Origin of the sequence: Myroides sp. C6-3 (assembly GCF_050522425.1) — a bacterium.
Lineage (GTDB): Bacteria > Bacteroidota > Bacteroidia > Flavobacteriales > Flavobacteriaceae > Flavobacterium.
This window is the reverse complement of sequence record NZ_JBMVQP010000050.1, coordinates 1-14,545: the sequence shown is the minus strand read 5'-3', so window position 1 is coordinate 14,545 and position 14,545 is coordinate 1. Positions and strand designations below refer to the sequence as shown.

At 39.0% G+C, this 14,545-nt stretch carries 6 protein-coding genes and 1 pseudogene; 2 read left to right on the top strand and 5 right to left on the bottom strand.

Annotation, left to right across the window (positions count from 1 at the left end; all coding sequences use genetic code 11):
* Window positions 1–1,689, top strand: a pseudogene (locus ACPDG9_RS15130) (hypothetical protein); the annotation flags it as partial.
* Window positions 1,690–1,706: 17 nt separating this feature from the next.
* The gene (locus tag ACPDG9_RS15125) at window positions 1,707–2,009 is read left to right on the top strand and encodes a hypothetical protein (protein WP_430528555.1); all 303 of its coding nucleotides are present in this window, start codon (window positions 1,707–1,709) and stop codon (window positions 2,007–2,009) included.
* 268 nt (window positions 2,010–2,277) lie between these two features.
* Here ACPDG9_RS15125 and acs read toward each other — a convergent pair whose 3' ends face one another.
* From acs to ACPDG9_RS15100, 5 genes are all read right to left on the bottom strand, one after another.
* Complete coding sequence (gene acs, locus ACPDG9_RS15120; protein WP_430528554.1) at window positions 2,278–4,185, bottom strand: acetate--CoA ligase; 1,908 nt, start codon at window positions 4,183–4,185, stop codon at window positions 2,278–2,280.
* Window positions 4,186–4,359: 174 nt separating this feature from the next.
* Window positions 4,360–5,304: an NAD(P)H-dependent flavin oxidoreductase gene (locus tag ACPDG9_RS15115; RefSeq protein WP_430528553.1), complete on the bottom strand. Its 945-nt coding sequence runs from the start codon at window positions 5,302–5,304 to the stop codon at window positions 4,360–4,362.
* A gap of 13 nt (window positions 5,305–5,317) precedes the next feature.
* A complete protein-coding gene (gene mnmA, locus ACPDG9_RS15110; protein WP_430528552.1) occupies window positions 5,318–6,532 on the bottom strand; it encodes a tRNA 2-thiouridine(34) synthase MnmA in 1,215 nt (404 codons plus the stop codon).
* Between the two features lie 480 nt (window positions 6,533–7,012).
* Window positions 7,013–7,870 carry an outer membrane beta-barrel protein gene (locus ACPDG9_RS15105; RefSeq protein WP_430528551.1) on the bottom strand — a complete coding sequence of 286 codons (858 nt, stop codon included), beginning with the start codon at window positions 7,868–7,870 and terminating at the stop codon, window positions 7,013–7,015.
* A 39-nt stretch (window positions 7,871–7,909) separates the two neighbouring features.
* Entirely contained in the window at window positions 7,910–14,158 is a 6,249-nt protein-coding gene (locus ACPDG9_RS15100; protein WP_430528550.1) for an MBG domain-containing protein, read from the bottom strand.
* Window positions 14,159–14,545: the final 387 nt, after the last annotated feature.

Below are 14,545 nucleotides of genomic sequence, written 5' to 3'. Positions count from 1 at the left end.
TATAAATGGTCTCAAATTAAAGGTGACAAAGGGGATAAAGGAGATCGTGGTTTACAGGGTTTACAAGGAAACAAAGGTGATCAAGGAATTGCAGGAGTAAAAGGAACAGATGGTGTTAATGGAGAAAGTCTTGGAGATGGATTTGTAATGTTTAGAGATCCTACATTTAAAAAAGGTACTAATTCACTTAGTTCTTATGTTGGAGCTCCACCTGTTAGAACAACAAAACCAAGTGACGCACCCACTGATTCAACACACATAATTCGATTCACCAATACAGGAGAAGTAGGTAGCAACAATCGTTGGGCAGGAGGTGTTCAATATACTAATGCTAGAGCTAATGCTATATTTATACATAGAATAGTCGCTAAAATACCAGTAGGATATACTATACAACATTATAATAACACTATAGGAACCAATGGTGCAAAAATTGAGTGGTTAACGCCACAATCAGGCTCGGGAAGGTATGAAACATATATGTATAAGATTACTTGTGGTACAACGGGACCTTTTTCTAATTTTGGTCATTTTGCCTTTAGAGGAGGAACAGTTGGAACACCTTCAAATCCAGTAATATTTGACGTTGCTTTTGCAACAATGTTGGATATGCAAAAGTATGATGATACGGCAGATAACTCCCTACTTCTATCACAGGAGAATAAACAAGAGCTTGTGGCAGTCAATGCAACAGTAGATAAACTGAATCAAGTAACAAGCTACCTAACTACTACAGTTGATGGAAATGTGATTTCTACAGGAACTTTACAAGTAGGTGCTACAACAGTTAATGCACAAGGACAGAAAGTTAGCAAAGCAAAAGCAGGTATTACAGGAGTGGCTTCTTCCAATTTTGGAAATATATTTTTAGACAGAAGAGTTGTTTTTTGGGCAAGTACAGGATTTGCAGAACGAGAAAATGCTAAGTTCCAAGTGTGGGATGATGGACTTGTTGTAATGGAAAATGCACGTGTAAAAGGACATATAGAAGCTTCCTCAGGGACTTTTAAAAATGGAATATTCGAAGATATTAAAGCAACGCGTTTTGCTCTTGGAAGTGGGAGTGTTGGCGCGTTAGAAATAGAAGAGAATAGACTATATTATAAATATGATAGTGCATTGGCTCAGAGTTATAGTGAATTCTATACTATTCAGATGGAATTCAGAAATAACAGTCTTGCAAGAGTTGGGAATATTTCTAATCTAACCAGTAGTGTTAGTGCTATGGGGGCATTTCACAACAAAAAACCTACTACAACAGGTACTAACTATGGCATAGAAGTATTGGCAAGTGGCGCTAAGTACAATCATGCAATAAATATTATTAGTGGTGGGATTAACAACCTATCAGTAACATCTTTATTTGTTGACATGTATAAATACAATGAACAAGTATCAGGTGTTTATAGATTCAACATAAGTAAAGACAATGACTTTAAAGGTGTAGGACAAATAGTAATAGAGGCCACAAGGAGAACTGATATTATTCTGCCTATAAATGCAGAGTATGGCAGAATAATTTGGGTAAAGAGCTTATATGCTTCGGCAGACTTTTACATAAAAGTAGATGGTGGTGATTGGTTATATTCTGATTCAAATAAGAGTGAACAGATAGTAGTTAGGAATCAAGAATGGAAATGCGTTTTTGTAGGAGGTAAGTGGTATTTATCTTTAATATGGAATAGTTAAACAAAAACATAATAGGTATGAATTTAAAAGTAAAAACACAAGAGGTAAAAACAATTTTAGAAGGCGAAAATGAAGGATACATTTTTGTCTTTGAATTTAGCGCAACGTCAGGTAGTGAACCGAAGTTTGTTAGTTTTAATGTTTTAAAAGAACAGACAACTATTGCACAAGGAGGTTACTATACTGATAGCAACCAACATTCGTTTAATCTGCACAATTTCAGCGAAGAAGATTTAAAGATCTTTCCTATTCTCTATGAGAAGATCGTTGAACTAGTACAAGCGCATGATACTCAAAAGCAGTATGAAGTGATAGAGTAGAATTCTAAACAATAAAAGCCGTTTAATCACTAATTAAACGGCTTTTAAATTTTATCATTACCTTGAGAAAAAATGTACATTTCGTTTTAAATTTGTGTACATTTCATTTTCGCGATTATAATTTTGCGAAATTAAAAGTGTGCAATGAAGTAGATCGCAATAGGAATAGGAAGAGGTTTTTCCGTTTAACCCCAAAAAAAAAGCTTGAGTTTTGAACTCAAGCTTTTTTCTATTCTTGTGCGCAGGTGCGGCGCTTATTCCTCTTGTATTAAATTTTTCCGTCCTTGATGTTTTCAATCACTTCCGGATTAATCAACGTTGAAACATCTCCAAAATCTTTTGTTTCCCCATCCGCTATTGAGCGTAAGATTCTACGCATAATTTTACCTGAACGAGTTTTAGGTAAACTTTCGACGAACTGAATCTTATCTAACTTAGCAATTGGACCAATGTGACTACTGATGTATTGATTAATTTCTTTTTTAACATTTTCTCGATCACGGTACTCCCCTTCTACTTTCAATGTAATAAAACCATAGAGTGCATTTCCTTTAATCTCGTGTTTATAGCCAACTACAGCACTTTCTGCAACTGCTGGATGCTCATTGATAGCATCTTCAATTGGAGCTGTACCCAAATTGTGTCCAGAAACAATCACAACATCATCCGCTCGTCCTGTAATTCTGTAGTATCCTACTTCATCTCTTAATGCTCCATCTCCTGTGAAATACTTTCCTGGAAATTGGCTAAAATAGGTATCTTTATAACGTTGGTGGTCTCCCCAAATAGTTCTAGCCATGGAAGGCCAAGGGAATTTCACACAAAGTGAACCGTCAATTTGGTTGTCTTCGATTTCATTTCGTTTTTCATCCATTAATACCGTCTGAATCCCTGGTAATGGCAAAGTTGCATAAGTGGGTTTAGTAGGGGTAATAAAAGGCAAAGGAGAAATCAAAATACTTCCCGTTTCTGTTTGCCACCATGTATCAACGATAGGACATTTTTTCTTCCCAACGTGATCGTTATACCAGTGCCATGCTTCCTCGTTAATGGGTTCACCCACAGATCCTATTACGCGTAAGCTAGATAGGTCGTGTTCGTTTACATACTTATAATCTTCTGTCATTAAGGAGCGAAGTGCCGTTGGTGCGGTATAAAATTGTGTTACTTTATATTTATCGATGATATCCCAAAAACGACTTGGCGTTGGATAAGTGGGTACTCCTTCGAACATAACGGTTGTAGCGCCGTTTAACAAAGGCCCATACACAATATAAGAGTGTCCGGTAATCCAGCCACAATCAGCTGTACACCAAAAAATATCATCGTCTTTGTAATCGAAAATGTTTTTAAATGAATACGCCGTTTGTACCATATAACCAGCGGTCGTGTGTACCATTCCCTTAGGCATTCCCGTAGAACCAGAAGTGTACAAGATAAACAGCGGGTCTTCCGCATCCATCACTTGGGCTACGTGATTGGTTGAAGCGGCTTCTAATAGGGGGTTTAACCAAATATCTCTACCTTCTTGCATCTCAATTTCAGCTCCTGTACGTTGAACAACCAAAACTCGTCCTACGGAAGGGCAAGATTTTAATGCATCATCAATAATAGGTTTTAAAGGAATACTCTTATTTCCTCTAAAGCTTCCATCCGAAGTAATAACATAATGACAATCTGCGTCATTGATTCGCTTACTTACAGCAGAAGATGAAAATCCAGCAAAAATAACACTGTGAATGGCTCCAATTCGAGCACAAGCCAACATGGCAATGGCCAATTCTGGAATCATTGGTAAGTAAATACAAACGCGATCCCCCTTTTTCACGCCTTGCTCCTTCAATACGTTTGCCATTTTACAAACGCGGTTGAACAAATCGTTATAGGTGATAATCTGTTGTGCTTCTTCGGGATCATTGGGTTCGAAAATGATGGCAGGTTTCTCTCCTCTTTTAGCTAAGTGTCTATCCACGCAGTTTTTTACGATATTGAGCTTTGCGTTGACAAACCACTCAAATTTAGATTCCTCCATATCGAATTGAAATACCTTATCCCAAACTTGGTACCATACAAAGTTTTCTTCTGCAATTTTACTCCAAAACTTTCTAGGTTCTCGCACTGATTTTTTATAATGCTTGAAATATTGTTCAAGGTTTTCTATTTTATAATAACTCATCTGTAGTGTGTGGTTTTTTTAGTTTATTTTACTTTCTATAAAAATAAAAGATTATTAGTATATACCAAAAAACCATACGAAGTTTTTAGTTAAAAATCGCATGGTTTTTAGAATATTACAATAAATCAAGTCTTTTTTAGCTCCTCCACTAGGGGCGTATGGAGCTAAAATCTTTTAAAAATCAAATGTTGTTTGTTGAGCTTCTCGAAAATCGCGCATCACCGTTTCAATAATTTGAGCTACAGGCTCTACCTGGTGGATTAATCCAGCCACTTGTCCAGCTTCCAATTCTCCTTCAACTAAATCTCCCTCAAACATTCCTTTTTTTGATCGTCCTTTACTGAGATAAGCGCGGAGTTCTTCTGTATTCGCTCCTTTTTCATATAGGGATACAATTCCTTGATAGAATTCATTCTTGATTAATCGAACAGGCGCCAACTCTTTGAGTGTAACAATGGTATCTCCTTCTTGAACGTTGATCACTTTGTCTTTAAATGCATCGTGAGCAGAGCTTTCTGTAGAAGCGATAAAACGAGTCCCCATTTGCACACCTTCTGCACCGAGAATCATCGCGGCTAACATTCCACGTCCTGTTGCAATTCCCCCTGCTGCGAGCATGGGAATGCTGATCTTTTCCTTGACCATCGGGAGTAAGGTAAAGGTGGTCGTTTCTTCTCTTCCGTTGTGTCCTCCTGCTTCAAATCCTTCAGCTACAATTGCATCTACACCCGCTTCTTGCGCTTTTAATGCAAATTTCGAGGAGCTAACCACATGAACAACAGTTATCCCGTGCGCTTTTAGGAAAGGAGTCCACAACTTCGGATTACCCGCAGACGTAAATACAATCTTAACGCCTTCCTCTACGATAATTTGCATTATTTCCTCCAAATCTGGATATAGAAGCGAAACATTTACACCGAAAGGTTTTGTGGTTGCTTGTTTGCACTTTTGAATATGTGTTCTCAAAACATCTGGATACATAGATCCTGCTCCCAATAAGCCTAAACCACCTGCATTGCTTACTGCACTAGCAAGTTTATAGCCACTATTCCAAACCATTCCCCCTTGTATGATAGGGTATTGTATGCCAAAAAGGGCAGTTATTCTATTTTGTGCCATGTGTTTTTTTTGGTTATTCTACTTTAGAAATGACTCCAGAGCCTATTAACTCCTCGTCTAGGTGCCAAGATACAAATTGTCCTTCTGTAATGGCTGACTGGGGTTCGTTAAAGCGAACGTACATCCCTTTTTCCATTTTATACAACGTTGCTTCCTGTAAAGGTTGACGATAGCGAATTCGCGCTTTTATCTGCATCGTCTCTCCTACTTTCATTTTCAAATCTTCTCTAATCCAATGAATTTCATGCTCTTGCACAAATAACGTGCGATGAAATAACCCCGGATGTGTATTGCCTTGTCCGGTGTAAATGCGATTGGTTACTACATCCGTTGCAATGACAAACAAAGGTTCTACGGTTCCTCCTACATTTAATCCCTTGCGTTGACCCACTGTAAAATAATGAGCCCCGTAGTGCTCTCCCACTTTTTTACCCATTTCTGGGGTATAGGTAAACGCTTTTGCCTCTGCATACAATTCGTCTTCAAGGGTGGTAAACACCTGTTTTTCCACTGATGCAAATGCAGTAGCATCACGCGGTATCTCGTAAATAAAACCGTCTTTGGGTTTTAATTGTTGTTGTAAAAATTCTGGCAAACGCACTTTTCCAATGAAACACAATCCTTGTGAATCTTTTTTCTCTGCCGTAATTAAATCCGCTTCCGTGGCAATTTCTCTTACTTTGGATTTGTATAATTCTCCCACAGGAAATAAGGCTTTCGCTAATTGCTCTTGAGACAATTGACATAAGAAATACGATTGATCTTTCGAAGGATCTACTCCCGCTAGTAATTTATACACGGTCTGGGTTGTACCATCTTCTAATACGATCTCTTCTTCTGCTTTGCGACAATAATGCCCTGTAGCTACATAATCAGCTCCTAATTCTAAAGCAATCTTCATGAAAACATCAAATTTGATCTCTCTATTACACAACACATCAGGATTTGGGGTACGACCATTCTCGTATTCCTTAAACATATAGTCTACAATCTTCTCCTTATATTGTTCACTTAAATCTACCGTTTGAAAAGGAATGCCTAATTTTTCAGCAACCATCAGAGCGTCATTGCTATCTTCTAGCCAGGGACACTCGTTCGAAATCGTCACGGAATCATCATGCCAATTCTTCATAAATAATCCGATCACTTCGTATCCTTGTTCTTTCAATAAGTAGGCGGCAACACTTGAATCTACCCCCCCCGAAAGTCCTACTACTACTCTTTTCATATTTTAAAAAAACTAAACTACAAAGGTAAGGAGAAATGAATTAATTTAATACGGTTGTTTGTTGTTTGTTGTTGGTCGTAGAGATTATCGTTTAAAGAAAAATTCAGCTATTTCAGAAAAATCTACGGTTTGTGAGGTCTGTGAGGTTTGTGAGGTTTGTGATGTCTGTGAGGTTTGTGAGGTTTGTGAGGTTTGTGAGGTCTGTGAGGTTTGTGATGTCTGTGAGGTCTGTGAGGTCTGTGAGGTTTGTGAGGTTTGTGAGGTTTGTGCTGCGCAGAGAATTTACAAATTAACAAAGAGCAAAGAACAAAAAACAAAGAACAAAAAACAAAGAACAAAAAACAAAGAACAAAGAACAAAAAACAAAGAACAAAAAACAAAGAACAAAAAACAAAGAGCAAACCTTACAACGAACAAAAAAAACCATCCCTACAAAGGAATGGTTTTTCTTCTATCGATAATTAGCCATTAACTGTTAACCTACAACCCAAATCCATAGCGCAGTTGAATGCCAAAATTGTAACTTTTAAACACGGCTTTTGCGCTTTCTTGTATGCTACTATACACCAAGGCATCATTTTCAATAGGCTGATACATCAGCACTTGCTCTTTTGATGCTTGTACATCTGGTTTTTGATTGTTGAGTCCTAAATCAAAATAGAACCCTACATACAGGTTTTGATTGTCTTTGATGTTGTATTTCATTCCTACTTCTCCAATCCATGCCCAACGGTTTTTTAAATCTAAATTAGGTTTAGCTTCGACCTGTTCTTGGTAGGCAAAACCTGCATACAATAAGTCTTGATCAAGCAGTAGGTTATACTGCGGAAAAAAACCAGAGGTTTGCAAACCATTCCACGTTACTGTAGTTTTATTACTCATGATTAGCGAATACTGTATTCCAGTTCGGGCATAGAAGGCTCTTTCTCCCTTCCCTACGTATTGCACGGTTAAAGGAATATTCAGCTGAGAAACTTTCCACTCTTCTTCGTATGATTTTCCGTGATAACTAAACCTAAACTTTTCATTCTCCCAATCGATTTCTTCGCTATTTCCTTTTAAATTATTAGCAGTAAACGTTGTGGTTTGCATGGCATATTGCCCTCCAATTCCCAAACTCCACGTTGCATTGAGGTAATAGTCGTATTGAATTCCCACTGCTGTGTTCATTTTAAAATCAGTCGAAATCTGAGCAGGCAAACTACCGTAATTTTGCGACATCCCACCCTTTAGAGTTACTCCAACTTCGTGATCGCTGTAGTAATATGGTTTGTACTGGGCTTGTGTTACATAACATCCACTAAGGAAAAGGATGGTAAGATAAAAAAATTGCTTCATTATATTATTTTTAGATTAGGGGGCAGAGTTCCTCTGCCCTTATTTAATAATAAATTGGATTCCCTCTTGTCTATCAGCGGTTTTTAAAACCAAGTAATACGATCCCGTGGCAGCTGTCGCGGGAATTTCAATGCCCATTCTCGTTGGATCTACTTGGCCGCGTTTGATCAACTGTCCTTTGATGCTGTATATTGCATAGGTTATGGCCTCTTGCGGTTTATCGTCTAATCGAAGACTCAGCCAAGTATTTTTTTCTACCGGATTCGGATAAACCGCCCAATTCGTTCCTTGTTTATTTTCTAGTACAATCGGACAACTTCTTATCTTTTGACCGTTGTGTAATGTTAATTCTACCTCATAAACAGCAGAAGCCTCAAAGGTGGTTCCAGCATCACTACCCGCTGAGTAGAATTGCTTTTTCCCCATCGACTCGCCATTTTTAAACCATTCATACGCACTAAAAACATAGCCTCCATTGGTTTGTTTGTTGTTGTTGACCAATAAGACGTTCCCGTACTTTTGGAAGACAAGGTTTTCCGTTGGCATGCGTTTGTCAATTACAATTGTATACGTTTGGGTAGCCCTTCCATTTTGTGCCTGCACCGTAATTACTTGTTCATATCTCCCATAGGCAGGAACGGGAACAATAAAATTATGTGAAGGTTGTACAACCGCTCCTTTTTGGGTCGTAACAACAAAATGTACTTCCTCTTGGTTGTACTCACAACTCAGTACAACTTGTAATTGTCCTTCAATTTTACCATACTTTACACCATCAATTTCCAGATCCCAAATACTGGCATCGTTACTTGTTACTTCTATGGTTTGAGCAACAGGAGTTGCTGCTTTGTAATTCGAATCCCCTTCTTGGTGTGCAGTTACTGTTACAACTCCTGGTTGTAAGAATCTAAGCTTTCCTTCATCATCAACGACAGCTACTGTCGGATCGTCTATCGTGTACGAAATTGGCAATCCTGAACTTGCTGTTGCTTGTAATTGTAGCGTTGGGGTATCTTCCATCACGACTAGCGCAGGTGCAGTAAAGCGAATATGCTGTTCTGCGGAAATAAGGGTCAATAGTCCCAATAAACGCAACGGCTCATAGTCGCTACCATAATCAATTGTTGCTGCAACAGTATAGCGCCCTACTTGGGTTTGCTCATTGTTTTCATAGGTTATTACGGCTCCATCCGCCAATAGTCCCTCAACCTGTAAACGCTTCACTTCACCATCGTAAACAAAAGATTGAGAAGGCAGTGTAAGTCCAGTAATCTCCCCTTTTTTAATTTCAAAAACATCCGCCGTAAACGATTGAATCGTATAATTCAAACGTGGATACAAACTTCCTTGCGCAATAGCATACATTCCCACCGATTCACCTGTCTCTCGCTCTAATTGTCCCATCATGACAGTAGCAGGATAATCCCCTCGCTGTAGCCCCGTAACGGTATACGCCAGCACAGGATCAGCTTGTCCTACTCTTTTTTGTTGGTTTGGATTCACCACAATTGCAATTGGCGCTGCTGTAATTTCAAAACGCGCTTCATTCACAAGAACTAGATAGTAATTGCGCTGTGCTGCTTGTAAACTTCCTAACGTATAGGAATGAAGCCCCACATTTTCACTGTTTGTGCGACCAAGTGTTCCTATTAACGCATTTTCTGCCGTATCCCCCTGGCTCAATCCACTAACCGTAAAGACTAAAACCGGATCGGCTTGGCCGTATACTTTGGTTTGGTTTGGCACAGGAGCAATGCGTAACTCAATTGGGGTAATCGCTAAATGAGCCCCAACAAACGCCAAGGTATAATTCGCAGTAGTCGTTAAATTTCCTTGTTCGATGCGATATACCCCTACTGATTCCCCAGACTCACGACTCAACGTACCTTGCATTACTGTTGCTATATCATCATTCCATTGTAATCCTGAAACGGTATAGGTTAAGACAGGATCTACTTCACCATACACTTTGGTTTGAGAATCTGCGGTTACGATTAATTCAGCTGCTGTAATGGCCAAATCAGCTCCTTCATACACCAAATTATAATTTGCCGTAGCAACTAAGCTCCCTTGTTGAATCGCATAGTTTCCAACTGATTCACCTCCAACACGCGTTAAACTTCCTGTGAATACAGTTGAAGCATCTTCGTTGTTTTTCAATCCTGAAACCGTGTAGGTTAAGGCAGGATCTGTTTCGCCATACGCTTTGTTTTTGGGTTCTGCCGTTACGGTTAACTCCGCCGCTTGAATCTCTAAATCAGCTCCTTCGTAGGTGAAGCTATAATTGGCGTTAACGCTTAAACTTCCTTTTTCAATGGCATAGAGACCCTTGGCTTCCCCTGCAACACGGGTTAAACTTCCCGTCAATACAGCTGCAGCTTCTTCGTTATTTTGCAAGCCAGAAACCGTGTAAGTTAAAGCAGGATCTGCTTCCCCATAGGTTTTGGTTTGAGGAGTGGCGGTAACCGTTAAAACAGCAGGTGTAATCGACAAACTATCTGCGATATAATTTAAAGTGTAATCCGAAGAGGTTAACGCTAGACTACCTTGTCCAATCCCATACATACCTATGTCTCCACCTGGCACACGTTCTAAACTTCCCGTTAATACATCAGAGACTTGATCTCCATTTTTCAATCCAGAAACCGTGTAAGTTAAAGCAGGATCTGCTTCCCCATAGGTTTTGGTTTGAGGATTTGCCGTTACGGTTAACTCCGCTACACCAATCGTAAGATTATCTCCTACATAATTGAACGTATAATTAGCGTTAGCGCTTAAACTTCCTTTTTCAATAGCATAGAGCCCTTTGGCTTCACCTGCAACACGGGTTAAACTTCCCGTGAATACGGTTGAAGCATCTTCACTTCTTTGTAATCCTGTAACAGCATAGGTTAAGGTTGGATCAGCCTCTCCATAAATTTTCGTTTTAGCCTCGGCTGTTACCGTTAATTCCTCAGGATTAATCGTGAAATAAGCTGATACATAATCAATTATATAATTTGCATTGGCTGCTAAAGTTCCTGGTTCAATAGTATAGATTCCCACATCTTCCGTACCCGTACGCGTTAAATGACCGGTTACTATAGTTGAGCTATCTTCACCTCTTTTCATTCCAACTGTCGTGTATGTAAACAACGGTTCTGGTGCTCCATAATCTTTTGCTTTTGGATGCGCCATTATGCTGATTGTAGCTGGCCTAATCGTAAAATCGGCTCCTTCAAACACTAAGGTATAATTTTCCGTAGCCTCTAAAGTTCCTTGTGTAATGCTATAATTCCCAACGGCTTCATCTCCAGTACGGGCTAAATTTCCACGTAAAGCACTAGCAGCTGAATCTATCCATTTTAATCCAGTAACGGTATAGGTAAACGCTGGATCTTCCTCACCATACACTTTGGTTTTATCCGCTGCTGTTACGGTTAATGTTGCGGGAAGAATCCTAAAGTTCGCATTATCCACATTAAGTATATAATTGGACGAAGCAGCCAAGGTTCCTCTGCTAATTACATAAGTATCTACATCTTCTCCTGGAGCACGAGTCAACGTTCCCGTTAATTCATCGTTATTCACTAACCCACTAACACGATATAACAAAGCAGGATCTTCCTCTCCATACACTTTTCTAGTAGGTTGTGCAGTCACCCATATAGACACAGGACGTACAATCAGACCGATACGACTTCTTGCGCTCTCACAACCATTTATTATTCCACTCACCCAATAGTCATAACTTCCTACAGCTAAGGTAGAAAATGCAGGAGTGTCAACAGGTAAACCACCTGTTTCCTCTGTAAACCATTGCAACACTGTTGAACCTAATGCATTATAAATGCTAGTTCCAACCGTTTCCGAATCGGTTCCATAATTATAATGCACATTTATTCCTGATGTTTGAAGGTGAGCTTCTTCTAGGACCACTTTTACGGCAGTACGCCTTGGACTTTCACAAGCAGAGAGCAATTGAGAAGCATAATAGGTTGTATTATGCACTAAAGGAGTCGTATTAGGCAACTCAACTCCCCCAGTTTCATTTGCATACCAGCGAATATTTGTTCCTGTTATTGCTATATCTGCCAATGTTGGGTTTGAGCTTTTACAAAAATGTTGCATGGCCTGATCCACTATAGGTGCAACTGCTTTAATGACTGAAGCATCGAGTACAACACCGTCGCTTGAACAGGCTCTTTGAAAGAGCAGTTCAAAAAAATAGGCATAAGTAGCTCGATTCTCAACCGGCATTAGACTAGAAGTTACCCGTAAACTAGTATGACTATCGTACATCGGAAAAAGAACCGTTTGATCAACGAAAAGTTTTGCATTATTTACCTCCTTCAAAATCATTTTATATCCTCTGCCAGCATTTAATTCAGCGTTTAATGGGACAATGATTGGTACAGTAGAACCTGCAGCATTAATCGCTATAACATCTGATACATATACCTCTCTTCCACTTGAATTTAGAATCGAAACCCGGATGCTTCCCGATTGACTGGCATATACTGTGGTACTTTTAATCGTACCTGGGTCTAGTAGATCAAATGAAATTCCCCAATTTGCATTCGTTAGGGAATCGTTGGAATTCGTAGATAAACTTTGTTTACCACCTTTGCTATCTTCAAAATAGGATTTCACATAGTAGCTTCTTGATTCTGTTAAGGGAGGAGTTACAAAAGTGGAGCCTTCTCCTAAAACTTCCGTGCTCGTTCGCGAGGCATACCAGCGGAGTGTGCCATAATTAGCCTGAGCCTCCAATGTTACAGGTCCGCCTTCACACACCCATTCACTTGCCCACCAAAGTAGTCTGTGACAACTTGACTGCGTTACTTCAATGTCGCCTAAGTAAAAATAATATTGATCTGCAAGGGAATAGACCTGAAAACCAATATATAAAACACCCGTTTCATTCGCCGTAAATTCAATTAATTTATCTGTTACTTGGTCCGTTCCACCTGTATCCACATTAAAAATTTCAGTGGTCATCGCTTCGGGATAGGCAAATTTTCCTAAGCTCACACGTAACTTTTCATTAAATCTTTTATCTCTATACTTAAATCGCAAACGATACGTTTCTCCACTAGTTACATTAATTCCACGGGTAAAAAACCAATCATCTGCTGCTTGAGTAGGATTATATCGATACTTCAAAACAGGACCTTCAAAACCGATGACATTTCTTTCTGTGGTCCAAGTATAATCATCTTCATTTGCATTTAAAATCGTCGTACAAGCAGGAGCATTTGGAGCATCTACTGTATCAAACGGCACCTTATAAGGTGTATTCACAGCGCTGCATAAGGTAGTAAAAGTAAAAGGTCCTTTCCAATATCCTTGATTTGTATCTGAACAAAACGAACGTACATAAAGGGAAAATGCTGTTGCATTAGCTAAATCAGTAAAAGTGATCTGACTGTTACTTTCACTAAAATCTTGACTTTTAACGAGTCCACTGCTCCCAGACCCAGGCAAACCTGAGGTGCGCAATTCATACTGATAGGTTGTTGCTGGTAAGACTGGTAAATCTACTGTTGCAACCACGCTATTCATCGTTAATTCGCTAAATTCAACAAATTCAGGACTCGGACAATCATCTAGTAATTCTGCTGAAACAGCGAAAATATTTAGAACCCCTTCAAACGAAATGGGACGTAAAAACTTAATTTGCTTGACTTTCTTTAGCTGATTTTGCTTGCTAATATGTAAAGTAAGTTGATATAATCTAGGGTTATCTGTTGGCTTTTCTAAAATACTTGCACCTGTTAATCGTCCAAAGTTTTTATAAACCACAGGTAAAGATGTACCATTATACCAATCGGGTACACGACTTGAAAATACTTCTGTAGTATCATCCTCAAAAATTACCGTTACGTCTAGCGCAGTACTCGTTAGTCCAGCTGTAGTTAGGACAAAAAGTTTTCTCGTCTTTGCCGGTATTGCTAAGTTAGATGTGACAGTAGATACAGTGGTAGATAAACGAATCGAATTATTCGCACTGTAGTTTTGTAAGAGAAATTCCATTCCTGGTATATGAGCAGAAGAAATACGGCCACTCCTAGGTAAACCTGTTCCACTCAAAGATTGATTCGCATCTAACTTCCAATCGTCTGCAAGTAAGTAATGTCCTGCATTATCGATATCATGCGTAGTGGAGCTAGCAACCGCTCCAACACCATTAGCAATCACATCAGCATTATAACCATCTATTTCTAGGGATTGATAAGGTTGTGCTTGTAAAAAGCTACACTGTAGCGAAAAGATAAAAAAGAATAAATAATGAATCGTCTTTTTCATACGTAAGGGGATGTGAGTTTAAAGGTGTTTACCTATCTATTCTAATGCAATACATAAAACACCCTCAGGTTAATTTCGCAAAATTAGGTTTTTATTAAGAAATAATACGCATTTAGAGGGGGACAAATGGGGGACAAATGCATAATTGGTTAACAGTTGACGGTTGACAGTGAACAGTTAACGGTTAACGGTTAACGTAGCTTTTTCTAGAAAAAGAAAACACCTTCCTTGAAATAAGAAAAGTGTTGAGATGATGAGATGATGAGATGTCATGGTGCCTTTAAACAAGAATTTCTTCAACAAACAACAATCAACAAACAACAATCAACAAACAACAATCAACAAACAACAATCAACAAACAACAATCAACAAACAACAATCAACAA

Excerpts from the sequence above, each read along its gene's own strand:
- ACPDG9_RS15125 (WP_430528555.1), top strand. The coding sequence starts at position 1,707 with ATGAATTTAAAAGTAAAAACACAAGAGGTAAAAACAATTTTAGAAGGC.
- acs (WP_430528554.1), bottom strand. The coding sequence starts at position 4,185 with ATGAGTTATTATAAAATAGAAAACCTTGAACAATATTTCAAGCATTAT.
- ACPDG9_RS15115 (WP_430528553.1), bottom strand. The coding sequence starts at position 5,304 with ATGGCACAAAATAGAATAACTGCCCTTTTTGGCATACAATACCCTATC.
- mnmA (WP_430528552.1), bottom strand. The coding sequence starts at position 6,532 with ATGAAAAGAGTAGTAGTAGGACTTTCGGGGGGGGTAGATTCAAGTGTT.
- ACPDG9_RS15105 (WP_430528551.1), bottom strand. The coding sequence starts at position 7,870 with ATGAAGCAATTTTTTTATCTTACCATCCTTTTCCTTAGTGGATGTTAT.
- ACPDG9_RS15100 (WP_430528550.1), bottom strand. The coding sequence starts at position 14,158 with ATGAAAAAGACGATTCATTATTTATTCTTTTTTATCTTTTCGCTACAG.